This window comes from Algibacter agarivorans (assembly GCF_039543245.1).
Taxonomy (GTDB): Bacteria; Bacteroidota; Bacteroidia; order Flavobacteriales; family Flavobacteriaceae; genus Algibacter_G; species Algibacter_G agarivorans.
Genome location: NZ_BAABJJ010000044.1, coordinates 263,809 through 290,162, shown reverse-complemented (window position 1 = coordinate 290,162; position 26,354 = coordinate 263,809). Strand labels below are relative to the sequence as shown.

The 26,354-nt window shown below is 33.0% G+C and carries 26 protein-coding genes and 1 tRNA gene; 15 read left to right on the top strand and 12 right to left on the bottom strand.

Annotated elements, in window-relative coordinates; all coding sequences use genetic code 11:
• The first annotated feature begins 66 nt into the window (after positions 1 to 66).
• The 3 genes from tpiA (at position 67) to ABD935_RS16170 (ending at position 2,219) form a co-directional block, all read left to right on the top strand.
• Complete coding sequence (tpiA, locus tag ABD935_RS16180; protein WP_345193874.1) at positions 67 to 816, top strand: triose-phosphate isomerase; 750 nt, start codon at positions 67 to 69, stop codon at positions 814 to 816.
• Positions 817 to 1,042: 226 nt separating this feature from the next.
• The gene (prmA, locus tag ABD935_RS16175) at positions 1,043 to 1,879 is read left to right on the top strand and encodes a 50S ribosomal protein L11 methyltransferase (RefSeq protein ID WP_345193872.1); all 837 of its coding nucleotides are present in this window, start codon (positions 1,043 to 1,045) and stop codon (positions 1,877 to 1,879) included.
• 64 nt (positions 1,880 to 1,943) lie between these two features.
• Positions 1,944 to 2,219 carry an ATP-dependent Clp protease adaptor ClpS gene (locus tag ABD935_RS16170; RefSeq protein WP_345193869.1) on the top strand — a complete coding sequence of 92 codons (276 nt, stop codon included), beginning with the start codon at positions 1,944 to 1,946 and terminating at the stop codon, positions 2,217 to 2,219.
• A gap of 307 nt (positions 2,220 to 2,526) precedes the next feature.
• Here the strand turns inward: ABD935_RS16170 and ABD935_RS16165 are convergent, their stop codons facing one another.
• A complete protein-coding gene (locus ABD935_RS16165) occupies positions 2,527 to 3,594 on the bottom strand; it encodes a DUF3810 domain-containing protein (RefSeq protein WP_345193867.1) in 1,068 nt (355 codons plus the stop codon).
• 332 nt (positions 3,595 to 3,926) lie between these two features.
• Here ABD935_RS16165 and ABD935_RS16160 point away from each other — a divergent pair, with 332 nt between their 5' ends.
• Complete coding sequence (locus ABD935_RS16160; protein ID WP_345193865.1) at positions 3,927 to 5,387, top strand: aminoacyl-histidine dipeptidase; 1,461 nt, start codon at positions 3,927 to 3,929, stop codon at positions 5,385 to 5,387.
• A gap of 191 nt (positions 5,388 to 5,578) precedes the next feature.
• Here ABD935_RS16160 and yidD read toward each other — a convergent pair whose 3' ends face one another.
• From yidD to ABD935_RS16130, 6 genes are all read right to left on the bottom strand, one after another.
• Positions 5,579 to 5,800 carry a membrane protein insertion efficiency factor YidD gene (gene yidD / locus ABD935_RS16155; RefSeq protein ID WP_345193863.1) on the bottom strand — a complete coding sequence of 74 codons (222 nt, stop codon included), beginning with the start codon at positions 5,798 to 5,800 and terminating at the stop codon, positions 5,579 to 5,581.
• A gap of 185 nt (positions 5,801 to 5,985) precedes the next feature.
• A complete protein-coding gene (cysS, locus tag ABD935_RS16150) occupies positions 5,986 to 7,467 on the bottom strand; it encodes a cysteine--tRNA ligase (RefSeq protein WP_345193861.1) in 1,482 nt (493 codons plus the stop codon).
• Between the two features lie 42 nt (positions 7,468 to 7,509).
• Positions 7,510 to 7,872: a four helix bundle protein gene (locus ABD935_RS16145; RefSeq protein WP_345193859.1), complete on the bottom strand. Its 363-nt coding sequence runs from the start codon at positions 7,870 to 7,872 to the stop codon at positions 7,510 to 7,512.
• An 87-nt stretch (positions 7,873 to 7,959) separates the two neighbouring features.
• Positions 7,960 to 8,637, bottom strand: coding sequence for a GTP cyclohydrolase I FolE (folE, locus tag ABD935_RS16140; protein WP_345193857.1), 678 nt, complete (start codon positions 8,635 to 8,637; stop codon positions 7,960 to 7,962).
• 183 nt (positions 8,638 to 8,820) lie between these two features.
• Positions 8,821 to 10,371: an OmpP1/FadL family transporter gene (locus ABD935_RS16135; protein ID WP_345193855.1), complete on the bottom strand. Its 1,551-nt coding sequence runs from the start codon at positions 10,369 to 10,371 to the stop codon at positions 8,821 to 8,823.
• 33 nt (positions 10,372 to 10,404) lie between these two features.
• Complete coding sequence (locus tag ABD935_RS16130) at positions 10,405 to 11,547, bottom strand: hypothetical protein (RefSeq protein ID WP_345193853.1); 1,143 nt, start codon at positions 11,545 to 11,547, stop codon at positions 10,405 to 10,407.
• Positions 11,548 to 11,646: 99 nt separating this feature from the next.
• On the opposite strand from ABD935_RS16130, the gene proS reads away from it, so the two are divergent.
• The 4 genes from proS to ABD935_RS16110 all read left to right on the top strand — a co-directional run bounded on the left by proS (position 11,647) and on the right by ABD935_RS16110 (position 14,172).
• Positions 11,647 to 13,125 carry a proline--tRNA ligase gene (proS, locus tag ABD935_RS16125; protein ID WP_345193851.1) on the top strand — a complete coding sequence of 493 codons (1,479 nt, stop codon included), beginning with the start codon at positions 11,647 to 11,649 and terminating at the stop codon, positions 13,123 to 13,125.
• Between the two features lie 147 nt (positions 13,126 to 13,272).
• A tRNA-Glu gene (locus ABD935_RS16120) sits at positions 13,273 to 13,344 on the top strand.
• Between the two features lie 28 nt (positions 13,345 to 13,372).
• On the top strand, positions 13,373 to 13,624 hold the full coding sequence (rpsT, locus tag ABD935_RS16115; protein ID WP_345193849.1) for a 30S ribosomal protein S20: 252 nt from the start codon (positions 13,373 to 13,375) through the stop codon (positions 13,622 to 13,624).
• Positions 13,625 to 13,809: 185 nt separating this feature from the next.
• On the top strand, positions 13,810 to 14,172 hold the full coding sequence (locus ABD935_RS16110; RefSeq protein WP_345193847.1) for a hypothetical protein: 363 nt from the start codon (positions 13,810 to 13,812) through the stop codon (positions 14,170 to 14,172).
• 218 nt (positions 14,173 to 14,390) lie between these two features.
• On the opposite strand, the gene ABD935_RS16105 is transcribed toward ABD935_RS16110, so the two are convergent.
• Together ABD935_RS16105 and ABD935_RS16100 are read right to left on the bottom strand one after the other, a co-directional pair.
• Positions 14,391 to 14,582 carry a methyltransferase domain-containing protein gene (locus ABD935_RS16105; RefSeq protein ID WP_345193845.1) on the bottom strand — a complete coding sequence of 64 codons (192 nt, stop codon included), beginning with the start codon at positions 14,580 to 14,582 and terminating at the stop codon, positions 14,391 to 14,393.
• A 101-nt stretch (positions 14,583 to 14,683) separates the two neighbouring features.
• Positions 14,684 to 14,920: a hypothetical protein gene (locus ABD935_RS16100; RefSeq protein WP_345193843.1), complete on the bottom strand. Its 237-nt coding sequence runs from the start codon at positions 14,918 to 14,920 to the stop codon at positions 14,684 to 14,686.
• Positions 14,921 to 15,079: 159 nt separating this feature from the next.
• Between ABD935_RS16100 and ABD935_RS16095 the strand changes: the two genes are divergently transcribed.
• The 5 genes from ABD935_RS16095 to ABD935_RS16075 all read left to right on the top strand — a co-directional run bounded on the left by ABD935_RS16095 (position 15,080) and on the right by ABD935_RS16075 (position 21,340).
• Positions 15,080 to 17,035 (top strand): peptidylprolyl isomerase, encoded by a 1,956-nt coding sequence (locus ABD935_RS16095; protein ID WP_345193841.1) that lies wholly within the window; start codon positions 15,080 to 15,082, stop codon positions 17,033 to 17,035.
• Positions 17,036 to 17,890, top strand: a complete 855-nt coding sequence (locus tag ABD935_RS16090; RefSeq protein WP_345193839.1) for a peptidyl-prolyl cis-trans isomerase — start codon at positions 17,036 to 17,038, stop codon at positions 17,888 to 17,890.
• Positions 17,853 to 19,316, top strand: coding sequence for a peptidylprolyl isomerase (locus tag ABD935_RS16085; RefSeq protein ID WP_425550228.1), 1,464 nt, complete (start codon positions 17,853 to 17,855; stop codon positions 19,314 to 19,316). Before ABD935_RS16090 ends, ABD935_RS16085 begins: the two co-directional genes overlap by 38 nt.
• Positions 19,317 to 19,320: 4 nt before the next feature.
• On the top strand, positions 19,321 to 20,274 hold the full coding sequence (locus ABD935_RS16080; protein ID WP_345193835.1) for an AAA family ATPase: 954 nt from the start codon (positions 19,321 to 19,323) through the stop codon (positions 20,272 to 20,274).
• A gap of 277 nt (positions 20,275 to 20,551) precedes the next feature.
• Positions 20,552 to 21,340, top strand: coding sequence for an endonuclease/exonuclease/phosphatase family protein (locus ABD935_RS16075; RefSeq protein WP_345193833.1), 789 nt, complete (start codon positions 20,552 to 20,554; stop codon positions 21,338 to 21,340).
• A gap of 17 nt (positions 21,341 to 21,357) precedes the next feature.
• Here ABD935_RS16075 and ABD935_RS16070 read toward each other — a convergent pair whose 3' ends face one another.
• The 3 genes from ABD935_RS16070 to ABD935_RS16060 form a co-directional block, all read right to left on the bottom strand.
• Entirely contained in the window at positions 21,358 to 21,699 is a 342-nt protein-coding gene (locus ABD935_RS16070; RefSeq protein WP_345193832.1) for a P-II family nitrogen regulator, read from the bottom strand.
• A 35-nt stretch (positions 21,700 to 21,734) separates the two neighbouring features.
• Complete coding sequence (locus ABD935_RS16065) at positions 21,735 to 22,988, bottom strand: ammonium transporter (protein ID WP_345193830.1); 1,254 nt, start codon at positions 22,986 to 22,988, stop codon at positions 21,735 to 21,737.
• A 279-nt stretch (positions 22,989 to 23,267) separates the two neighbouring features.
• Positions 23,268 to 24,530, bottom strand: a complete 1,263-nt coding sequence (locus ABD935_RS16060) for a carboxypeptidase-like regulatory domain-containing protein (RefSeq protein ID WP_345193828.1) — start codon at positions 24,528 to 24,530, stop codon at positions 23,268 to 23,270.
• Between the two features lie 495 nt (positions 24,531 to 25,025).
• Here ABD935_RS16060 and ABD935_RS16055 point away from each other — a divergent pair, with 495 nt between their 5' ends.
• Complete coding sequence (locus ABD935_RS16055) at positions 25,026 to 25,670, top strand: outer membrane beta-barrel protein (protein ID WP_345193826.1); 645 nt, start codon at positions 25,026 to 25,028, stop codon at positions 25,668 to 25,670.
• A 144-nt stretch (positions 25,671 to 25,814) separates the two neighbouring features.
• Positions 25,815 to 26,348, top strand: a complete 534-nt coding sequence (locus tag ABD935_RS16050; RefSeq protein ID WP_345193823.1) for a T9SS type A sorting domain-containing protein — start codon at positions 25,815 to 25,817, stop codon at positions 26,346 to 26,348.
• Positions 26,349 to 26,354 lie beyond the last annotated feature (6 nt).

The following is a 26,354-nucleotide window of genomic DNA, read 5'->3' as shown; positions in this document are numbered from 1 at the left end:
CAAAACAAGAAAAATTAATTTATAAATAAATATATCCCTCTCTTTTTATGAGGTTCGCACAATATTATGAGAAAACAAATAGTAGCCGGAAATTGGAAAATGAATAACGATTTAGCACAGACTGAAGCGTTAATCTCAAAATTAAAAGCACAAACAAAAACAACAGATGCTGAGGTTATGGTAGCGCCAACGTTTACCAACTTATATCAAGCAAATAAAGCATTAGAAAATTCAACTATCGAGGTTGTGGCACAAAACATGCATTTTGCTGAAAATGGAGCTTATACAGGTGAGATTAGTGCAAGCATGTTAAAAAGTATTGGAGTGAATACGGTTATTTTAGGACATAGCGAGCGTCGTGAGTATTTTAACGAAACTGATGAATTACTTGCTAAAAAAGTAGATGCTGCTTTGGCAAAAGGGATGCGTGTTATTTTCTGTTTTGGTGAAGAATTAGCAGATAGAAAATCAGGTAACGAAGAAACTGTAGTTGGAAATCAAATTAAAAATGGATTATTTCATTTAGGGGCTGCTGCGTTTCAAGATATTGTATTGGCTTACGAGCCTGTTTGGGCTATTGGTACTGGCGAAACTGCAAGTCCAGAGCAAGCACAAGATATGCATGCATTTATCAGAAAAACTTTAGCTGACAAATACGGAAATGATGTTGCTGATGAAGTTTCAATTCTTTATGGAGGAAGTGTTAAGCCAGCAAATGCTGAAGAAATCTTTTCTAAGCCAGATGTAGATGGTGGGCTAATTGGTGGAGCTGCACTTAATGCAGACGACTTTTTCGCTATTGTAAATGCATTTTAAGTAAAACATATTTTAAATAAAATTATTTTGGGCGTTATCCCGAAGAAAATTCGGGGTCGCGCTTTACTCTCCAATCTTTTTAAAATGTCATTGCTAGGACTAACGACGTGGCAATCTGCCAAATACTTAATTCTAAATTTGTGTTTTAACATGTCTATATTTTAAAAAGGATTTCCGCTACAATCGCTAACGCGGGTTTATCCGCTAAAAACTGTCATAAATCAAAATGTCAAACACAATTTATATAGGGTACCACTTCAAAATATCTCCATTACAACCTGGAGTAGAAATCCTAATTGCAGAACTAGGTTATGCAGGTTTTGAAAGTTTTGTAGAAACAGAAGCAGGTGCTACGGCTTATATTCAAAAGGAAGCATGGCATGCTTACATTTTAGAAGATATTCAAATATTGAATTCCGATGAATTTGAAATTACTTTCGAATTCAACGAAATTGAGCAAACCAATTGGAACGAAGAATGGGAAAAGAATTTCAATCCCATTATTGTTGATGATGCATGTTCTGTACGTGCGCCGTTTCATGAAAAACAAAATACCACATACGATATCGTAATTGAACCAAAAATGAGCTTTGGTACAGGACATCATGAAACTACACACATGATGATTCAGCATATTTTAAAGAATGATTTTAATAATAAGTCGGTTTTAGATATGGGCTGCGGTACAGGTGTTCTTGCTATTCTTGCAGAACTAAAAGGCGCAAAATTATTGGATGCGGTAGATTATGATAATTGGTGCTACCTTAATAGTCTGGAGAATGTAGAACGTAATAATTGTGGAAACATTACCGTTATTGAAGGAGATGCCAGTGTTTTAAAAGGTAAAAAATATGATGTTATTATTGCGAATATCAATCGTAACATTCTTTTACAAGACATGAAAACGTATGCCTCATGCTTGAATGAAAATGGCATGTTGTTTTTAAGCGGGTTTTATAATGATGATATTCTTTTAATTCAAACTGAATGTGAAAAACATATGTTAAAATTTGAAGAAAAATTAGAAAGAAACAATTGGGTGTCGTTAAAATTTTTAAATTAGTACATTAATTAATTTATTAAACAACAACTTTCCCTTAAGGGAAATGTCTGTAAGACAATAATATATGAGTACAAGAGAAAAAACATCCGAAGAATTATTACTTCAAGAAGAAGTTTCAACTCAAAACGAAATTGTTTTGCACAACGATGATGTCAACACCTTCGACCACGTTATAGAAACACTCATTTATGCTTGCGACCATACAGCAGAACAAGCAGAGCAATGTGCTATGCTAGTACATTATAAAGGAAAGTGTACCGTAAAAACAGGTCTTTATGACGATTTAAAGCCACGTTGTTCTATGCTTCTCGAAGCGGGGTTAAGTGCAGAAATTGTTTAGTAACAGTCTCAGTGGAGGTCTCGTCACAGATTAATTTTGTTTAGCAAGAGTAAGCTTTGCGCCTTTGCGTCTTTGCGCGACAAAAAAGTTAACAGTCGCAGTCTCAGTATTCAGTTGTTCACGTTGAAGATTAAGATGTTTAGTTTCATATGAAAACACGCTGCGTATTTTAGCGAAATAAACATTAACTTTTCAGTATTCGCTTTGCGTGAAAATCTACGTAAACTTCCGTTCAGAAATACCAATTAACAATTAGTAATTATTCGGTAAATTCGTGTCAACTTTTTAAGAGGTAATTTTAGTATAATCAAAAACCCTCAGCTTCAAAATAATTAACCAATAACGCTACCACATAGTTATAGCTTTGCATCCCCTTATCTTGTTTGTTCGCCTTTAAAAAGTTATTGTAAAAACCTTTAAATAAAGGTTCGGTTGGATTTTGGTGAACATCCCAAAAATCCCGAACTTCTCTGTAGTTTTTTAAAATCCCTTTATTTACCGTTTCAACCATAGTATCATATAGTGCCTCATCACGTCTGTAAATTTCATTTAAACAAAAACGCAATCCAAAGGTGTAGCCAGAGTATTTAAAATAAATATTATCATGGTTCGTCGTAGCCAAAAAACCAATAAAATTAGCTTCATTTTCAGCAGCATACCCTAATTGATGCGCAATTTCATGGCAGGTTGTAGTAGGGAATTTATAGACGGGAATCAAACCATTAACTTGTCCTTCATTTGTTAAAGGATTCAAATAGCCACTATATCCCATATACGTGAGCGGGTAACTTAATAACGATTTTTTTATACTTTTCGGATGATAATCTAAATGCTTAAAAATCAATTTTAAATTCTCGTAACCCATAGGAGCCATATCAAGAATTTCAGATTTGCTGAATGGTAAATCCACTTTAACAGTATCATTTTTTGATAATTCAGCATGTAATTTATTCGATTTTTTAATCAACTTTTCTGTTACTTTTACCAATTGCTCAGTGGTGTATTCATTCTTAATATTTAAACTTTTATGCAACGGTAATCTATGATAGTTCATGCCCCACAAGAAATGAAATGCAAAATAAAAAATCGCAAAAGTAGCTAGTACATCAATCCCCCAATTTTTGGTATCCTTTCGTAAGCGTTTTCTATTTAGGTAAAACCATCTCACCACATAAATAATAGCTAATACATATACCAAATCACCAAATGAAAACGGTAACCATCCTAATATAAACCTAGAGATTTTCGAAATATATTGGTATAGACCATTGCTATAATATTGCTCTACAAATTCGGGGAAATTCGAAAGCAACTTAACTACAAAATATTGTGGAATTAAGCTTAAAGCTATGAGTAGTTTTTTGTTTTTCAGCATAAACCAAAAGTAATAAAAATTTGTACCCTATGGTAGTTGCATTTTTAATAAGGTTTCTTCCTGCTTTCCGTTATATCTTTTTAAAAGGTCATTGCGAGGAGTGAGCGACGTGGCAATCTGTCAATATTTTGTTCTTACCTAAATCTAAGTTAGTCTTTTTTAAAAAGGATGCCACTTCAATCAGGAGTAGCTGCCAAAGTCTGTATCAATTTGCTCAAAAAAAATCATTAAGACGATTGTCTTGAGGTATCATTTTAAATTGTCATTCCCGTGAAGACGGGAATCTAAAACACAAATTCTTTATTATCTTAGCATCTGTAAAAAACGCTAATATGAACTCAGAAATAAGACAACTACAACCGCAAGCCCTTTGGAATAAGTTTGCCGATTTAAATGCCGTACCTCGTCCATCAAAAAAAGAAGAACGTGTTATTGCTTTTATGAAAGATTTTGGTAATAAACTAGGCTTAGAGACTATTGAGGATGAAGTAGGAAACGTCATTATTAAAAAGCCAGCAACTCCGGGAATGGAAAACAGAACCACCGTAGTTATGCAATCGCATTTAGATATGGTACATCAAAAAAATGGCGATACAGATTTCGATTTCGACACCCAAGGTATTGAGATGTATGTTAAAGGCGATTGGGTAAAAGCTAAAGGAACAACCCTTGGAGCAGATAATGGTTTGGGCGTTGCAACAATTATGGCCATTTTAGAAAGTACAGATATTCCACATCCAGCAATTGAAGCCTTATTTACCATAGATGAAGAAACAGGAATGACAGGCGCCATGGGCTTAAAAGGCGGATTGCTTTCTGGTGGTATTTTGTTGAATTTAGATACTGAAGAAGACGATGAAATAGGAGTAGGCTGCGCAGGGGGTGTTGATGTTACCGCAACAAGAACTTACACTGAGGAAGAAACACCAGAATTTAAAATAGGGTATAAAATTTCGGTAAAAGGATTGCAAGGCGGACACTCAGGCATGCAAATTCACGAAGGTTTGGGTAATGCCAATAAAATTTTGAACCGTGTGTTGTTTGATGGTTTTGAAAACTTCGGATTGCGAATTTCTGAAATAGATGGTGGCAGTTTGCGCAATGCTATTCCAAGAGAAAGTAATGCTATTGTGGCTATTGATGCTGTTCATGAAGATGCTTTTTTATTAGAAATGGCATTAATGTCTAATGCAATAAAAAAGGAACTTAAAACCATGGAGCCCGATTTAGAAATTAGTGTTTCTAAAATAGATACACCTAATAAAATTATGGATTTAGGAGTTCAAGAAGGGTTAACAAGAGCAATTTATGCAGCTTGGAACGGTGTGTACCGAATGAGCGCCGATATTCCAGATTTGGTAGAAACCTCAAACAATATTGCTAGAGTTATTATAAAAGATGGCAATATCAAAATAGCTTGTTTAACGCGTTCTTCAGTAGAGAGTGCAAAAATGGATTTGGCTAATACGTTGCGTGCCGCCTTTGAATTAACTGGTTGTGAGGTTGAATGTTCAGGAGATTATCCTGGATGGACACCCAATATGAATTCAGCCATTTTAAAAGTCATGACCAAACTTTACGAAGATTTAAACGGCGAAAAACCACATGTAGCTGCTTGTCATGCTGGATTAGAATGTGGTATTCTTGGACAAAATTACCCAGACATGGATATGATTAGTTTTGGTCCAAACATTAAAGGTGCGCACTCTCCGGATGAACGTGCTCAAATTTCTTCTGTTCAAAAATATTGGACCTTTGTATTGGAGATTTTGAAGGCGATACCTAATAAATAATGTATTTTGTCGATATTATTTGCATTTCGTAGATATTTTTATATATATTTGTTAACAACCAAAAATAAAATGTTAAAAGCATTTTTTGAGTGAAACATAAAGTAAGCACCCAAATCAGCCTCTAAAAAGAAACATTCAAAAAATTGCTTTTTTTTAAGTTTTTAGTTGTAATAAAGGTTGTATAATAAACTTTAGGGCACAGGATCATAACCAGAACCACCCCAGGGATGACAACTAAAAATCCGCTTTATAGCAAACCATCCACCTTTAAATAATCCGTGCTTTTGTAATGCTTCTTTAGAGTAGTGTGAACAAGTAGGCTGAAATCTACAAGTTGCAGGTGTTAGTGGTGATATAAGTGTTTGGTACACTTTTATCAAAAACAAAAACGGTGCTATGAGTAGTTTTTTCATGTGTCATTCCTGCGCAGGCAGGAATCTGTTTTAAGTTACGTTGTCAGATTGAGCAGAGTCGAAATCTAGGTATGCAATAGGGATAAAATAGTTCTCGACTGCGCTCGAACCGACAAAGGTATTTATTAGTCGAAATATACCAATCAGCTTTACAACAAGCGACTTAACGACGAACAGCAATCCAACTAATTTACAGAAAACGTAGTTCTGTCCTTACCGTCTTTCAGTTGAATGCCAACTGCTGCCAATTCATCTCGAATTTTATCAGATAATGCAAAATCTTTATTTGTTCTGGCGTCTTGTCTTAGTCTAATTAAAATATCAACAGCTCCTGAAAGTTTATCGGCTCCAGATTCACTTTTGGTTGTGTTTTTAAGACCTAAAACATCATAAACAAAATTGCTAATGGTATCTTTTAGTAAGTTTAGATCTTCAGAAGTCAAGGTTTCAGAACCTTCTTTAACTTGATTGATATATTTTGCTGCTTCAAATAAATGGGCAATCAAAATTGGTGAATTAAAATCGTCGTTCATCGCATCATAACATTTCTGTTTCCATGCCGCAATATCTATTGAAGACTTTGAAGACGCTTTTAAATCATCTAATAGATTCACAGCATCCATTAATCTATGGAAGCCTTTTTCGCTAGCTAATAAACCGTCATCTGTTAAATCTAATACACTTCGGTAAGACGACATGGCATTAAAAAATCGAATAACACTTGGACTATAGGCTTTACTAAAGAATTTATTGTTTCCAGATAATAATTCATCAGGATTAATCGTGTTCCCTGTTGTTTTAGACATACGTTGTCCGTTTAGCTCTAACATGTTAGCGTGCATCCAATAATTAACAGGGCTTTTCCCTTTGGCAGCTTCATTTTGAGCAATTTCACATTCGTGATGCGGAAATTTTAAATCCATACCACCACCATGAATATCAAACTGTTCTCCTAAATACTTGGTGCTCATTGCTGTACATTCTAAATGCCAGCCAGGAAACCCATCGCTCCAAGGTGAAGGCCAACGCATAATGTGTTGTGGTTCAGCTTTTTTCCAAAGGGCGAAATCTTGCGGATTCTTTTTGTCGCTTTGTCCATCTAATTCACGCGTATTATGAATTAAATCTTCGAGCTTACGTTTGCTTAATTTACCGTACTCATGAGTTTCATTGAATTTATGAACATCAAAATATACAGAGCCATTAACTTCATACCCGAAACCGTTATCAATAATAGTATTTATCAATTCAATTTGCTCAATAATATGACCTGTTGCGGTCGGCTCAATACTTGGTGGTAAAAAGTTTAACGTGTTTAGTATATTATGAAAATCTACGGTGTAACGTTGAACAACTTCCATAGGTTCAATTTGCTCTAAACGCGCTTTTTTAGTGATTTTATCTTCACCAGTATCCGCATCATTTTCTAAATGACCAGCATCCGTAATATTTCTAACATATCTTACTTTGTAGCCTAAATGCTTTAAATACCTAAAAATAACATCAAAAGACATAAAGGTTCTCACATTGCCTAAATGCACATTGCTATAAACTGTTGGTCCACAAACATACATGCCTATATGACCTTCGTTTATAGGTTTAAATGTTTCTTTTTTGCCAGTAAGTGAGTTGTATAGTTTTATCTGTTGTTCTTTGTAAAGCGGCATTACTACTAGTTGTTAAGTCGTTAGTTGTTGAGTCGATTAAGCTTACGTTTTAAGAAAATGATTTCTTAAAGCATTGATCTTATTAGTGATTGATTCAACTTCAAATCTAATGTTTTTATAGTTTTCTTCGGAAATAAATTCTAGTTCTTTTGAAATTATAGTTTGATTTAATAATTCTAAAGCAGAACTATAAGCCATAGTCATAAAATTTGCTTTGTCTTTGTTTGTCAATCTTGCTGTACCTTCAGCTATATTTGAAGATAAAGAAACTGAACATCGTCTCATTTGTGAAATTAATCCGAATTTTTCTTCTTTAGGAAATAAGCTTGTTGTTTTGTAAGTTTTAACTGCCAATTGAATAGCTTCTTTCCAAACCTCTAACTTTTCAAACGAATATACATGCATATTTTTTATCGTTTAGTTGTTTGTCGTTTTAGTAGTAAAGCTGATTATTTGAAACAACTTTACAGCTTCACAACTTAACAACAAACATTAGAATTTAGTATCTAATTTTATGTAATCTAAAAATTCTCTTCGAGTTGCTTCTTCTTTAAATTTCCCACCAAATTCTGAAGTTACCGTACTGCTTTCAATATCTCTAATACCCCTAGAATTAACACATAAATGTTTAGCATCAATAACGCAAGCCACATCTTTAGTGTTTAAAACGTCTTGAAGTTCCTTAACCACTTGGATAGTTAAACGCTCTTGTACTTGTGGTCGTTTAGCAAAATAATCAACAATACGATTCATTTTGGATAAACCAACAACTGTTCCGTTAGAAATATAAGCAATATGTGCTTTCCCAACTATTGGTAATAAATGATGCTCGCAAGTTGAATAGACGGTAATGTTTTTTTCAACTAGCATTTCACCATACTTATATTTGTTTTCAAAAGTAGAAGCGTTTGGCTTTTTCTTAGGGTCTAAACCACCAAAAATCTCTTTAACAAACATTTTTGCTACACGATTGGGTGTGCCATTTAAACTATCGTCAGTTAAATCTAAACCTAGGGTTTCCATGATATGACGTACATCATCTTTAATGATGTCTATTTTTTCTTCACTAGAAAGTCTAAATGCGTCGTTTCTTAATGGCGTGTTAGACGATGTTCCTATGTGATCATCACCCAAGGATTCGAATTCTTCTATGTTTTTCTCAATTTTCATTATAAAAAGAAATCTTATTTTTAGTTTGCAAAGATAAGTAAAACACATTTGTTATGTTTTATCTTAACAAACAATTAATGGTAGTATGTCTGTCTTTGTTTTGTAGGTATAATTACAATTAAATAAAAAAAAGCCTGAACTAAAATAGAAGTCCAGGCTTTTCAGATATATTCTTATTTATTTTTAAATATTAAAACTTAAAGATAATGTGATGTTAGAATTTGTTCTGTCTATTGTTGCAGTATCAGTTAGTCCTACGTTATATAACGGTGTTGCGAATGAACGTTCGGATTGGTCATAAGTAAGATCTAGTTTTGTGTTTCCAAAGTTAAAGCCAAGACCTAATGAGTAGCCATTTAAATCGCCAACTGTAACGCCATCGGTATAAGGGCTTTCTTCAAAACGGTAACCGCCTCTAAAGCTAAATTGTTTGTGTTTGTATTCGCCACCAATTCGGTATGTTGATGCATCGGTTAATACATCGCCAATGCTATTGTTCAAACCTGTAAAGTCCGATTCTGGTTTAAGTTTGGTATTGCCATAATTTTTTTTTGAGTAATCAAAACTAATTAAACCTTGTTTAGCAAATACATAGGCTAAGCTCCCTGTTATTTTTGCTGGTGTTTGGAGTTTGTATTGTGGATAAATATTAACTATATCTGCTATAAAACCAATATCAGAATCTGCTTCATTAGAATTAATATATTGGGTGGTTTCTTCTTCTATGGTGTACCAAGTTGGCGAATCGTAAGTTAAACCTACTCTAAATTCCGGGCTTAATTTCATGATACCTCCTAATTGAAAAGAAAATCCGGTACCTGTTGTAGATAAGGTGTTATCAAAATCAATTTCAGTTATCAAACCACCGTTTGAATTATCTTCAAGTAAAGATGTAGAACGCTGGTAGTCTATAAAATGTGAGTTTAGATTCAATCCTAAATATAGGTTGTCTTCATATTGTGTGGCAACATTAAATGTGATTTTTCCATTGTATCCTGTTGAAGCATATAGATAGTCATGATTGAAGTTTCCACCTACCACATTGTTAGTAGCGTTATAAGCTGTATTGTTGTCATCATCTAAATTTGGGTCAAGAATGAATGCTTGATAGCCTAAAAAAGCTTGCTGATGCCTAAAACCAAAATCGTTTCCAATATCTGCATACGCATCTTCAATAAACTCGTCACCAAATAAAGAAATATCACCTAGGCGAACACCGTCTGCATATTGATAGAAATAATTAGCAATAGAATTTATAGGAACTAATTCATTATCATTATTATCAACAATTACGAAATCATTATTGTTTACTCCCACAGCATTCCAATTACCATTATAATTGTTAGTTCTATCATATGCAATAGCTAAAGTGAATTTTTTCCAAGGCGAATTAGAATTGCGATTTGCAAACACAAAAGCGGCACCACCTTGATTGATATCAAAAGTAGATTCATTAGAATTATTGGCGTTACCAAAATAGATTGCTGTATGATCTACATCTACATTTGACCCCGTGAAAGAGGCGTGGCTTCTACTAAAAACAGCAGAACCTGCTGGGTTTGCACTAACGGCACTCATATCGCCCCCTAGTGCTCCAAAAGCACCACTTAGCGCTCTAAAACGAGCCGTTCCTTGAATTTCACTTTGTGAATACCTTAGTGCATCACTAATGTCTTGTGCGTAAACGGTAGACATAGATAGTAAACCTATGAATAGTATCTTTAACTTTTTCATATTGAATGTTTTTCTCTTTAATAAATAATTAGATTAACGTCTTCTTCCTCCACTTGAAGAACCTGAACTGCTTCTACTACTGCTACTTGATGATCTTGATGTCGAGCTAGAACTTGAGCCAGAACTAGAACTTCTGCTTGGTGAGTAGCTTGGGCTACTTGAAGAAGAAGATCTTCTGTAAGTTGTATTCCCAGAACTTGAACTGCTTCTTGTTGGTTGTCTGTAAACCGTACTTGAGCTTCTTCTAGCTGTAGAAGAGGAAGCCCGAGATGTAGAATTTGTAGATGGGGTTCTTGTTACGCCGCTTGTTGCTCGCCTAACTGTGCTTGTATTACGTGTTCCGTTTGTATTGTAACTACTTCTATTTGTTGTAGCAGTAGTTGCAGGGTTTGTGCTTACACTACTTCTTCTAGAGGTATTATATTTAGATGTTGTTGTTCTGTTTTGTGTACTTACAGAACTACGTCTGCTTGTGTTACTGTTAAGACTTCTAGAATTACTGGCTAAATAGCTACCTCTTCTGCTTGCGCTGTATGACGCATTTCTTCCACCGTAATATCTGCTGTTTCCATAAAACCCTCTGTTGTTGTAGTAGCCTCTATTGTAAAATCGATTGTAACCCCAGCCCGTGTTAAAAGCCCAGCCGGCATAAAAACCACCGCCATAAAAAGGAGGCGCCCAAAATGGGTCATAAAATCCGCCATAACCCCAACGATTCCATCTGTTACCATAAAATCCATTATAACCCCAGTTGTTCCACCCAAAACCAAATCCAGTATTCCATCCCCAATTGTTCCATCCGTTGTCAATATAGTTTATAGTTACGCTATTGCTATTTTGACCCCAGCCAGCATAACCTTGGTAGTTGTTAGCTAAGGTGTCATTTTCAACATAATTAGGGCCTTCATAAGTATCTATATCTGTAAAAATAGCATCATCAGCATTATAGCTCTCAGATTCTATAGATTTTGTTTTAAAATAGTTTTTGTAGTAATTGCTATTTGATTCGTTTGGCACTTCAACAACTGCTTCTTGGTTCTGTATTACGGTGTTACCGTAAATACCGTCACTGTCCACACCAACGTATTGATAAGAACCACACGAAACTAAGCCAAATAGTAACCCAAGTAAGGCTATAAATGGAACTTTTCCTTTTAAGTAGTTGTTAAATTGCATATCTCTATAATTTTATTGTTGAACATCACAAAAATAGTTAGTTTTGCGGAACTATTTTTCTATTTAATATAGGTACAATATTTATGCCAAAACAAACATATGAGCAAAAAACTTACTAGTAGAGCAGAGGATTATTCAAAATGGTATAACGAATTGGTTGTCAAAGCAGACCTAGCTGAGAATTCGGCGGTTAGGGGTTGTATGGTAATCAAGCCTTATGGTTACGCTATTTGGGAGAAAATGCAGGCAGAATTAGATAAAATGTTTAAAGAAACTGGGCATCAAAACGCCTATTTTCCATTATTCGTACCTAAAAGTTTGTTTGAGGCTGAAGAAAAAAATGCTGAAGGTTTTGCCAAAGAATGTGCTATTGTAACACATTATAGATTACAAAATGACCCTGATAAACCAGGGAAGTTAAGAGTAGACCCTGAAGCTAAGTTAGAGGAAGAACTTATTGTAAGACCAACTAGTGAAGCTATTATATGGAATACGTTTAGAGGATGGGTGCAATCATACAGAGATTTACCGCTTTTAATTAACCAATGGGCTAATGTAGTGCGTTGGGAAATGCGTACCCGTTTGTTTTTGCGAACTGCCGAGTTTTTATGGCAAGAGGGGCATACCGCTCATGAAACTAAACAAGAAGCGATTACTGAAGCCGAATTAATGAATAATGTCTATGCTACTTTTGTTGAAAAATTTATGGCTATTCCAGTTATTCAGGGATTAAAGACGGAAAGCGAACGATTTGCTGGAGCGGATGAAACCTATTGTATTGAAGCCTTAATGCAAGACGGGAAAGCGCTACAAGCAGGGACGTCTCACTTTTTAGGTCAGAACTTTGCAAAAGCTTTTGATGTGAAATTTGCAAATAAAGAAGGCAAGCAAGATTATGTTTGGGCAACTTCTTGGGGCGTTTCTACACGTTTGATGGGTGCATTGATTATGACCCATAGCGATGACCATGGATTAGTATTACCTCCAAGTTTAGCGCCAAATCAAGTGGTTATTGTTCCTATTTATAAAAGTGAAGAAGATTTAAATGCTATAACCGAAGTCGCTAATGGTATTTTAAGCGATCTACGAGGAAAAAACATTACGGTTAAGTATGATAATAGAACCACACGCAGACCAGGTGCTAAATTTGCCCAGCACGAATTACAAGGTGTGCCTTTGAGAATAGCCATTGGAACAAGAGATTTAGCCAATGGAACGGTTGAAATTGCAAGACGTGATACTTTAACTAAAGAGGTTGTTGCAATTGATGGTTTAAATGATAAGATAGAAGGGTTATTGGCAGAAATTCAAGAATCTTTATTTAATAAAGCTTTAGATTTTAGAAACGGTCATATTACTGAAGTGGATACGTTTGATGAATTTAAAACAGTTTTAGAAACTAAAACAGGCTTCATTTCAGCACATTGGGATGGCACAAATGAAACCGAAGATAAGATTAAAGAGTTGACTAAAGCTACTATTAGATGTATTCCTCTAGAAGGAGAAGTAAAAGAAGGTGTTTGTGTGTACACGGGAAACCCTTCAAAACGTAGAGTATTGTTCGCAAAAGCGTACTAAGATAAATTTTTTTAAAAAAATATTATCTAGTACTTGCAACATTTAAAAATAGTTGTATTTTTGCATCCGCAATGGAAACGTTGTATGTTATTTGAAAGGTATTGTAAGTTTAAATTATTATTTAAATTTGCGCATTGAAAAACAAATGGCCCGTTCGTCTATCGGCTAGGACGCATGGTTTTCATCCATGTAAGAGGGGTTCGATTCCCCTACGGGCTACAATTAAAAAAATAAGAAAAAAAACAAAATGGCAAATCACAAGTCAGCATTAAAGAGAATTAGAAGTAACGAAGCAAAACGCTTAACTAACAAATATCAGCATAAAACGACTCGTAATGCAATCAAGAAATTACGTGAGTTAACTGATAAGAAAGAAGCTGAAACTATGTTTCCTTCAGTAGTATCTATGTTAGATAGATTAGCTAAGAAAAATGTTATACACGCTAACAAAGCAGCTAATCTTAAATCTGGTTTAGCAAAATTCGTTGCAGCACTTTAATACAATTTAAAGTTTAAGATATTTGAAAGCTTCTCAGAAATGAGAGGCTTTTTTTTTGTAGATTTTTTTAATTTGAATAAAGAAAAAATATCCTTTTATTTTATAGTAATTTCAATTAATAATTGATATTAAAAATATAAATTTGCAATTATCAGTAAATTACTTAACCCTTTAATATAACCCTTTTGGAAAATCAAAAAGCAATTAAATTAATCGATAAAATTATTAAGAATCTTGATAAAACAGGCATCAATACAGATGTGCTAATCGATGACATTAAGGAATTAAGAACTTATGCTTTAGAAGCACAAATTCCTTTAGTAGTAAAGGTCCTTAGGCTAGCTTATGAGCATATTGAAGAAAATAAGTCATTTCTTATTCCTATTCTTGATGATGAACCTATAGAAGAGGATGGTGCTATTGAAGCTAATGAAGGTAGTTCTCCTGTAGAAAGTCTTAAGTATCTGATAGCGCTTATAAAGAATCTTAATAACAAAGGAAATGTTGCTGATTTAAAAGGGTATAGAGATCTTTTGAATAGCTTTTAGTTATAAAAAATAAAAGTGGCATATTGAGTCCTTCGACTTTAGTTTATCTTGAGTACTTCAGCTAAGCTCAGAATAAACTTAAGTTGAAATGCTATTAAAACTAAGTTTTTCAATGTCTTCGACTGTCATCTGGCTAACATTCAACATCCCATCTGCTTTTGTCATGTATTTATAAGTAAATTATGGTTTTTTTTTGAAATTGGCCTCATAAAATTCAATCAGAATGATTTGCCTTCTTTTTTCCGACAACTAACTAAATAATCACCTAAATCGTTTTTATCAATTTTTGGGTTTTTAAGTTTCGCTTTTTCCAGCATTTTATTTGAAGGGTCAATTCCTATAAAATGAAAGCCTACTTTTTGAAGGGCGTTGGTGTAATTTCCTGTACCGCAATCAATATCTAAATACAAACCATCTGTTTTTCAGGTTTACGTTTTAAAGAATACGTTCAGCAATTAAATTAATCAGCTTTGCGCGTTTCAATCAAAAAAGTTTAAATGAGTTCTATGTGTTATTCTGTATAAACTTGCCCTCTATGTGGTTTTAAAGCATCTCTAACGGGTTTCATTTCGTTGTCGTTCACAACTAAAAAGGCTATGGAGTGCATATCAATTAAATTTTCAACACCGGTAATATTAATAGTCAAGTGTTCTGAAGCTATGTATTCTTTTAAATGAATTTCATGATGTTGTGCTATTTTATTAGCATCTGGTCCATGAAAGTCCCAGATTAATTTTAGTTTTCGCATGTCTTTTTAATGAGTGTTCTGATTAAAAAATATTGTAAATATATACTCAAATGTAATCATAAATAGTATAATATTTACTTTCTTTAATCGTTTGTAAAACAACTTGTATTATAGGTTTATATTATTATTTTTGTAATCGCTCAATTAATTATTTATTCCATGAAATTAAAATATTTTTTCACTTTATTTTTCACTTTATTACTAGTGTATGTCAATGCGCAATCAGAAAATAAAGCCATACTTTTTAGTGTTGATGGCGCCCCTGTTTATACATCTGAATTTATAAGAGTATATAATAAGAATCTAGATTTGGTTCAAGATGAATCTCAAAAAGATGTTGATGAATACTTAAAATTATTTACCAGTTATAAGTTAAAGTTAAAAGAAGCTAAAGCCTTAGGTCTACATAAAAAACCAACTTACTTAAGAGAGTTGTCTAATTACAAAAAACAACTTGCTAAAAGCTTTATAACAGATAGTAAAGTTACTGATGCTTTAGTTGAAGAAGCTTATGATAGACTATCCTATGATGTAAAGGCAAACCATATTTTAATAAAAATCTCAGAAAACGCAAGCCCTGAAGATACGCTCGTAGCTTACAATAATATAATGAAATTACGTGATAGAGCTTTAAGTGAAGGCTTTGAAAAAGTTAGAAAAGAAGTACACAATGGACAAACTATTTACGGCGAAGAATTAGGTTATTTTACAGGTTTTAAAATGGTTTATAAATTTGAAACAGCTGCTTTCAATACAGATATCGGAGCTGTTTCCCTTCCTTTTAGAACCCGTTTTGGGTATCATATCGTTAATGTTCTAGACAAGCGGAAATCTAGAGGAGAACGTACTGTAGCGCATATTATGGTAATGAATAAAGAAAAGGATTCATTAGCTGAAAAACCAGAAGATAGAATTCAAGACATAAATAAAAAGTTAAGTCAAGGCGAAGATTTTAAATACTTGGCAAAACAATTTTCAGACGATAAAAATTCAGCGCCAAAAGGAGGTATGTTACCACCTATTTCTAGTGGGCAATTAAATGTACCTGAGTTTGAGACTGTAACTTTTGGTTTAGAAAATATTGGAGATGTATCAGAACCTTTTAAAACAAATTTTGGTTGGCATATTGTAAAGCTATACGGGAAAAAGCCCATACCTGAGTTTAAAGCTATGGAACCAGAATTAGTAGAAAAAGTAAAACGCGATGATAGGTCTAAATTGATTGACCAGGCTTTAGTTGATAAGCTTAAAAAACGTTATAATGTTGGTAATGAGTTGCCAGGAATGGATTATTTTGTATCTGTATTTAATAATGATTATTTTAAAAGAACCTGGAAACTCCCAGAAGATTTTAAAGCAGATCAGCCTTTAATCAAAATAGGGAAAAAGCAATTTTCATATAGGGATTTTGGAGATTACTTGCAGAAGACTCAACGTACCGCAACTCAAAAGGGAGCATATGAATCTATAATTTCAAAAAAATATGAATCCTTCTTAAAAGAAAATTTAATTAAGTATCAAGAGGATCATTTGGAAGAAGAAAATGAAGAATTTGCATATATAGTTAGTGAATATCGAGATGGTTTGTTGTTATTTGAATTGATGGAAACAACCATTTGGAATGCTGCAAAAACAGATTCTATTGGTATTCAAGAGTATTATAGCAACCATAAAAATAATTATATATTGCCAGAAAGAATTGATGCTGTAGTCGCTTCATCAACAAAACAAAAAACACTTAAAAAAGTGTCTAAATTGTTAGATGAAGGTATGGATTTAGATCAAATAAAATCACTTGTTAATAGCAATGATGAAATAGAGGTTATCTTTACTTCAGATGTCATGGATACTAAACACCAAGCACTTCCTGAAAAGTTCGATTTTAAGAAAGGGATTTCTAAAATATACAAGCATAATAATGCTTATGTGTTGGTACAGGTTAAAGACATATTGCCAGAAACTCAAAAAACATTAGAGGAAGCTAAAGGAACGGTTATTAGCGATTATCAAACTTATAAAGAAGCCAATTGGATTAAAGAATTAGGTGCGAAGTATAAAATAGTCATTAACCAAGAGGTTTTAGAAAATGTAAAATCTCAGCTTAAAAAACAATAAGTGCGCGTTAAAATCATCATCATATTATTATTGTCAGTATTGGTGTTATCCTGTGATTTATTAAAAAAATCTAAGGAAGAAACCCCAATAGCTAGAGTTAATGAAACCTATTTGTACTATGATGAGATTAAAGATTTAGTGTCTGAAGGCACGCCAAAGGCCGATAGCACATTAATTGTACAAAATTTCATTAACCGATGGGCTACACAACAATTGTTTGTAGATGGTGCCATGCTAAATTTAAGCGAAAAAAAACAAGAGGCTTTTAATAAATTAGTTGTTCAATATAAAAACGATTTATATAGTAAAGCTTATATCGAAGCATTGGTTAAGCGTAATATTAACACATTAGTCAACACTCAAGAAGCCGAGATTTATTACAACAATAATAAAGAAGTTTTCAAGTTAAACGAAGAGTTGCTCAAATTTCGTTACATTCACGTAGACGAAAATATCATTGATTTTAAGACTATCAAAGAAAAGTTTAAGCGTTACAATCCTCAAGATAAAAAGCTTCTAGATTCCATATCCATTCAGTTTAAATCTTACTCATTGAATGATTCTATTTGGATAAAATTAAGTCATGTTATAAAGAAAATTCCGGTGGTTACTCCAGAAAATAAAAACCAACTGTTAAAAAAATCTAATTTTGTACAACTCAAAGATTCATTAGGAGTATATTTGATGCAAATTAGCGATGTTTTAGTTAGAAATGACACGGCGCCGTTAGAATATGTTAAGCCAACTATAGATCAAATAGTGATTAACAAACGCAAGCTTGAACTGATTAGAGAATTAGAAAAAGATATTACAAAAGATGCCATTAAAAATAAACAATTTGAAATTTACGATTAACTTGAAACATACATTGCTTTTATGTGTAGCATTGATAACTGTAAATGTTACCTCTGCACAAGAAATTATTGAAGACGAAGTAAAAGAGGTCGTTGAAAAAGTCGTTAAAAAAGTAGATACAACCCTTGCTAAAAATGCTAAAAAAATTGACGGGGTTGCTGCAGTAGTTGGGGATTATATTATTTTGGATTCCGATATAGACAAGGCCTTTTTGCAATTACAGGCTCAAGGTGTTAACACCGACGACATTGAAAAGTGTGAATTGTTCGGTAAATTATTAGAAGATAAATTATACGCACACCATGCTGTCCAAGATAGTATTCCTGTTTCAGATGCAGAAATAAGAAAGAATGTAGACTACCAAGTTCAACAATTTTTACAGCAAACCAATGGTTCCATGGAAAAGCTTTTGGAGTTTTATAAAAAAGAAGATGAAAAGAGTTTTAGAGATGAAATGTTTGAGATTAATAAAGCCAATCAATTAGCGGCTAAAATGCAATCTAAAATTGTTGAAGAAATAGAAATAACTCCAGAAGAGGTAAGAGCGTTTTTCAATAAAATACCAGAAGATGAAAGACCTACTTTTGGAACAGAACTTAAGGTCGCTCAGATTGTTGCAGAACCAAAAGTGTCAGAAAAAGAAAAACAAAGGGTTATTGATCGGTTAAAACAATTTAAAGCTGATATTATTGAGAACGGCGCTAGTTTTCGTTCAAAAGCGGTATTGTATTCCGATGATCCAGGATCTGCAAGCAAAGGTGGTAAATATACTTTAAATAGAAAGCAACCACGAATGGTTAAAGAGTTTAGGCAGGTAGCTTTTGCTTTACAAGAAGGCGAAATATCGGAACCTTTTGAATCCGACTTTGGATACCATATTATTACTCTAGAAAAAATAAGAGGGCAGGAGTATGATGTCGCTCATATTTTATTAATACCAGAAGTATCCAGTGAAGCTGTTAAAGAAGCTAAAGAGCGTTTAGAAAAGACTAGAAAACGTATTGTAGATGGCGATATTTCGTTTGCTGATGCGGCCAGAGAAATTAGTGATGAAAAGGAAACGAAAAATGATGGAGGTCAATTAATAAACCCAACCACACAAGATTATAATTTTGAATTAACCAGAATGGATCCTGAACTATATGCTCAAATTCAAAACCTAAAAGATGATGAGCTGAGTTTGGTGTTAAGAGAAGAAGACCGTAACCGTAAAGTTAAATTTAAAATATTAAAGGTTACTGATAGGGTTGATGAGCATGAAGCAGATTATGCTCGCGACTATTTGAAAATAAAAGAGCTTGCATTAGAAGAAAAAAAGATAGATGCTATTGAAAAGTGGCAAAAAGAAAAAATATTAGATACCTATATAAAAATTAGTGGAGAAAATAGATCCTGCGAATTTTCTGGTAACTGGTTAAAAATATAAATATATGTCTGATGTAGCTGCTATTGAAAAATTCGTAAAGCAATTTAAGGAGTTAAAGACTGAAGTAGCCAAAGTTATTATTGGGCAGGATGACGTTGTAAGCCAGATATTGATTTCTATTTTTTCAGGAGGGCATTCATTATTGATCGGTGTTCCTGGTTTAGCAAAAACCTTAATGGTTAATACAATTGCACAAGCTTTAGGATTAGATTTTAAACGTATCCAGTTTACACCAGATTTAATGCCTAGTGATATTTTAGGAAGTGAAATTCTAGATGAAGACCGTCATTTTAAGTTTATTAAGGGGCCTATTTTTGCTAATATTATTTTAGCAGATGAAATAAATAGAACACCACCAAAAACACAAGCAGCTTTATTAGAGGCTATGCAGGAACGTGCAGTTACTGTGGCTGGACATCATTACAAATTAGATTTACCTTATTTTGTTTTAGCAACCCAAAACCCTATAGAGCAAGAAGGGACATATCCTTTGCCAGAAGCGCAATTAGACCGGTTTATGTTTGCAATTAATCTAGATTACCCTTCATTTGAAGAAGAAGTACAGGTTGTTAAATCAACAACTAGCGATATGCAAGCTAAGGTGAGAGCTTTGTTTTCTGCACAACAAATAGTTGATTTCCAGCATTTAATACGCCGTATCCCTGTGGCAGATAACGTTATTGAATATGCGGTTTCAATGGTTGGAAAAACAAGGCCTAATTCTCAAACAGCTCCACATATAGTAAACACTTATTTAGATTGGGGAGCAGGCCCAAGAGCATCTCAAAATTTGATTTTAGCTTCCAAAACACATGCTGCCATTAATGGCAAGTTTTCTCCTGATATAGAAAATGTGCAAGCGGTGGCACATAGTATTTTAAGACATAGAATTATAAAAAACTACAAGGCTGAAGCTGAAGGTGTTTCAGAAGGACAAATTATTAAAAGTTTGTTTTAATATTTTGTCACGTTCAAGAAGATTTAAAATAATCACAAAAAAGTTAGGTCTTGCTTTAACTATGTTGCCAAGTGCTCTTTTAATATTTGGTTATCTTGCTGTTTTTCTAGTAGACAATCTTATCTCATTTTTTTTTACTCTTATTATCCCCGCACTTTTAGTTTTAAATTTAATTTTTGGGGTTTATTGGTTATTTAGAAAAAATAGATTTTTCCTTTTTCCTTTAATAGGAGTAATTACATACTGTTTTTGTTTCGATTCATTTTTGAAATTTAATTTGCGCGGGTATTCAGATTTGGATAAAACTTCATCAAAATTTGATACGCTATCTATTTTATCGTATAATACAAATGGGTTTAAACATGACAAAGATGAGAACGATTACGATGATAGTAAACGCGATACAGATGACCCGATAATAAACTTTATAAACAACAGAAATCCAGATGTTTTTTGTATTCAAGAGTTTTCTGCTATTAAATACAAGTATTTTAGCAATTATCCGTATTGGTTTAAAACTAACATATTTACTCAGAATAAATCTGTAATGGCAATATTTTCGAAATATCCTATTATAGATAAGGGGTACATAGATTTTCCCAACTCGTCCAATGGTGCTATGTACGTTGATTTAACTTTTAATAAAGACATTATACGAATTTATAATTTACACTTGGAGTCCTATAAGATGAATGCTATTAATCAATTGAATAATCCTAATAGTTATTCAACATTAATTACTAGAATTTCTAAAGCTGAAAAAATAAGAAAAGAACAAGTTCTTATAATTAAGAAGCATATTGACAAATTTAAAGGCAAAGTCATTATTAGTGGAGATTTTAATAGTACTCAATTTTCATCGACATATAACATATTAAAAGACTCAAGAAAAGATTCTTTTATTGAAGCAGGTTCTGGGTTTGGAAAAACATACGGGCTTTTTAAATATCCTTTCAGGTTAGATTATATATTAGTTGATGAGAGTTTTGACGTTATATCACACCAAAATTTTGATTTAAAATTATCTGACCATGAACCCATACTTACAAGATTAGTTGTAAAGTAAGCTTACTAAATTTAAAATTACTTAATAGCTTCACCACCTCTAGTTCGAGTTCTTATTCTTATAGCTTCTTCAACATTGTAAATAAAGATCTTGCCATCTCCAGGAGTTCCTTCCGAGCTATTGTCCAAAATTGTGTCGATACATTTCTCTAGGTTATCATCGCTTACAATACACATAATCATAATTCGTGTTTTCATAATCATTGATAGTTCGGTGCCACGGTAACGTTCAGAGTAGGTTTTTTGTAACCCTGTTCCTTTTACAGGTACAACGGTTAAACATGGGATACCAGCTTCTTTTAATCCACGTTGTACTGCTTTTAATTTTGAGGGTCTTATGATAGCTTCTACTTTTTTCATCTTTTGTGATTTTTTAATTTTTAGTCAATAGTTGTTTATTCAAAAGTGGTATAAGCTTCAACACCAAAAGAAACAGCATCAATACCAGCAGATTCTTCAGAACGATTTACGCGGATACCAATAGTTTTTTTCATGATTTTCATTATGATAAATGTAACAACAAAAGAAAAAGATCCAATAACAAATACGCCAATGGCCTGTGTAGCTAATAAATCGGTGCCACCACCAAAGAATAAGCCGTTTTCAGATGCAAATAACCCGACAGCTATTGTTCCAAATAAACCATTAACACCATGAACAGCAATTGCTCCAACAGGGTCGTCAATTCGTTTTTTATCAATAAAAAGCACTGCCATATCTACTAAAACGCCAGCAATCAATCCTATTATTATAGCTGAACCAGAATCTACAACATTACAGCCAGCAGTTACCGCTACTAAACCTGCTAATACACCATTTATAGTCATGGTAATATCAATTTGTCCGTATCTGAAGTATGTGTAAAATATAGTTGAAACTCCTCCAGCAGCAGAAGCTAAAAATGTATTGGTAGCAATGGTTCCAATTAATTCCCAATTACCTACGGCTCCAAGTGTTGATCCTGGATTAAACCCAAACCAACCAAACCATAATATAAAACCACCAACAGCGGCAAGTGGTAAATTATGCCCAGGAATAGCTACGGGGTCACCATTTTGGTCATATTTCCCTAAACGAGGTCCTAGAACTATTGCTGCTGCTAAAGCTGCAAATCCTCCCATAGCATGAACTGCGGCAGAGCCTGCAAAATCGTTAAAACCTCTTAATGCTAACCATCCATTAGGATTCCAAACCCAATTTGCAGCCAACGGATACATGATTGCGCAAAAAATAATAACATAAAGTGCATATGCCCAAACCTTCATTCTTTCGGCAACAGCACCAGAAACTATGGATATTGCTGCAATAGCAAAACCAAGTTGGATAAACCAGAATAATTTATTGGAAACGGTTAGTCCTAATCCTAAATCACCGTCGGTAATTCCAGTATCAAAAGCAAACCAGCCGTTAGAGGCACCATAGGCAATTCCAAAACCTACTGCATAAAATGCAAGACCGCCAAAAGTGATATCTATAAATACTTTAGCTATAATACTCATGGCATTTTTTGAACGGACAAAGCCAGCTTCTAGTAATGCAAATCCACCTTCCATTAAAAAAATAATAGCGGCACATATTGAAACCCAAACGGTATCAATTGCTGAAATTAACTCGGTTTGTTCTATGGCAACGGCTGCGATTTCTTGCATGGAATAGTGGTTTGTGTTAGTTTAATAAAAGTTAAGAGTTTTTTGTTAAAAGCGTACAATATATGAAATTAGGATAGTTTCATTTTAGAGATATGACTAAAAAGCACTGCTGTTTTTTAATAATGTAGAATTTTAATTGATTTCGCTTATTGATTAAAAATAATTTAATAAAAACACCGATACAGTTTAAAAAAACTATATCGGTGTTATGAACCCATCTTGACTTTTAGGTTAAAAACTAAAAGTCAAGAAGTGTTGTTGTATAAAAATAAATTGTGTTTAAGTCCGTTTTAACTGCTTTTGTATTTTTTTAATAGCAGATTCAATAGATTTTTCAGGTTCGATAATATTGTATGCACCCCAAAATCTTGGGTCTGAAAAACCAGATGCTTTTTCACTTAAAATAGTTGTAGGACGAATGAGCTGACTTCTAACTTTTGCAAGTTTAGTATCGTGAACTTCCCAATCGGTTACGGCCATTTCACTACTTAGTGTATAAACGCTATTAAAAAGTTTTCCTTTCCAATTTACTTTAAAGGTTAATGAAATATTACTGTAAGCATAATGCCATTTTCCGTCTTTGGTTCTATAATTTACCCTATAGTTGGCCTGAGTAGGGTACACATCAACTTTTCTAGGTTTTTTACGGACGTACATTTGGCTTGAAAGCTCTCGGTTAGAAACATTTAAACTGTAAACAGCGCTTGTAAGGGCTAAAGTTTCAGCATCAATATAAAGTTTTCCATAGTATAAAGGGGTTTTTATATCTTCTTTTTGTTTGAAATTAACTACATAAATTGGTTTTTTGTTTATTTGTGTAGAAGCGTCAAAACTAAATTGATATAAAGGAATATCTTCTTCAGTAAAAATAAATTCTGGGTATTTAATTATATCGGTATATAGATTGCTAAAAGGTCCGCCTTGGAGTTTTAATGCCAAAGTGTCTAGTTTTGTGTAATCTGTGTTTTTACGTGCTTTGATAAGTTCAATATGGTCCCTTCTGAGATTGTTATAAGGTTGTTTATGTATTTTAACAACAGCCTCAGATAGAGAAGCATTTCTTCTTCTTTTTTTAATGGTTTCTCTGTAAAAAGCAGTCATTATGGTGTTCTTATTATTGTAAATAGAACTTTTCTTCCCTAAAGTTTTAATAACTAAGTCTTTTGGATCTAGTGCATTTACGGTTATACTAATTTCTTTTAATTCAGTGTAATCATTCGATAAAGCTATTTTTATAGGATTTTTTATTGAAGAAATTTTAATCTCCTTTTTTTCATACCCTAAATGAGATATTGTTAAGATACCATCTGAAAATCTTTCAGGTATTTTGATAAGAAACTCGCCATCGCTATTGGTTACCGTACTAATGTTAGAATCTTTTATAACGATGTCGGTGAAGATTAAAGGGTCTTTTGTATTAGCGTCAATTACTTTTCCTTCAAGTTCTTTGAAAGCCTCTGAGGTTTGTGCGCTAATAATACTGCTACACATAAAAAAGAGAGCAGTTGTAAATATGAAAGTGAAATGGGCTATTTTTTTCATGGTTTTAATATTAATAATTTTTAATTGTCATTAATTTACAAAATATTCGGTTAATTATCTAATTGTCAAGTTGTTGTTTGTGTTATATTTGTGTTAAATTATTACTTTCTGATGAATAGAATAGTTAAACTTTTGGAGTCTGTTAGACGTATTCTGTTTAGTAAACAACAAAAAAAGGTGTTGAAATAGTTTACGATTTAATGGACAAAAGGTGGACATTATCATATTTATTTTTTTTATAGAAGATATATCAATACATTGGTCTAACCTTAATCAATAAAATTGATATTAACCAACTCATTATTTTAATTGCGATGCTATACGTGTTTCTGTTAAGTAACTACATAAAGATAAAGAAACAATCTTTTGCAATAAGTCATTCTTCACATTTTGTATCCGATAACATAGCAACTTATTTTACACCTGTAAATCGTCATCAGGTTGTTGTTAATTCAATTTAATTCATTTAAAATCAAAAATTATTTCATATCAATTATGAGGAGAAAATTACTTTTATGTCTTGTTTTTTTAATCAGTATTTCAAGTTATAGCCAACAATTGTACATGGAGTATGGATCTACGGTTTCAGCTTTTGATTATGAAAACTCACAAGGTCAACCTTTAGATAATTTATTGTCAAAATCTAAATCCTATTTCGGTATGGGATATAGACATGTTATTAATAATCAAAAAACATTGTTTCTGGTTGGAGGCATTTCATATAATAATTATGGTGCTATAGGAAGCGAAAATAGTGTAGATAATTTTTTTGAGTGGGATGTTAGTTATTTAGGCATTAAGGCAGGATTAGATATTCGTTTATTTCAGTTAAGAAATCTTTCGTTTTTCGCAAAAGGATCTATTGCTTCTGAATTTATGGTTAGAGGTAATCAAACTATAAATAATGATGTATTTAATTTGGTAGGCGAAGAAGAATTTAACAATAATATTTTATTTCTGCGAGCTGGTGTTGGTTTACAATATCCAATTTCAAATAGTACAGCAATTTATGCAGGCTATTCTTATGGGAAATCTGTTTTAATTAGTAGTGGAGAAAATGCTGAAAAATTAACTTTAGGTGCGCATCAATTTGGAATAGGGTTTATTATTAACTTGCCAAATTGTTATTGCGACTTTTAAAGCAGAACCTCAAAGAGCCTGTGTTTTATAATAAAATTTATAGGTGGACAAATCATGGACACTCTATTTTAAACGTAATTGTTTTTATAAATTAGTTCCTATTATAAGTAAGTATTAAAAAATAATCTATACAAGATTAAATAAATGAAGTTAAATTTATACATCGCATTTTTATTCTGTTTTGTACTTTCAGTACAGGCACAGGATACAACCGCTAAGTTAGAGGGCGCTAAATCTTACTCCATAAAACGATCTAACTTGGGAGTAGGAGGTTCTTCTAACACGGTTACTACCAAAAGCGGAACATATTCTGTAAGCCATAGTATTGGGCAATCTAGCGTCATTGGTACGCATTATAAAAACGGGTATTATTTAAGACAAGGTTACCAACAACCATTAAATAAGATTAAAGTCGTCGAGGAATTTAGTAATAATGATTTATTAGCAAATATTTATCCAAACCCTTTTGAACAATTTATTTCTATTTCTTTTAATGAAGACATAGTCGACGATATTTCTATTCTAGTTTTTGATGTCAATGGAAAGTTGGTGTATTCTCGAAAATTTCAACCCTCCCAAAAAATTCAATTAAACCTAGAGGGTATTTCCAACGGAAATTATATTCTAAAAGCGTCATCTAAAGCCAAATCATTCAACGCTAAACTGATAAAAAAATAAAGCACC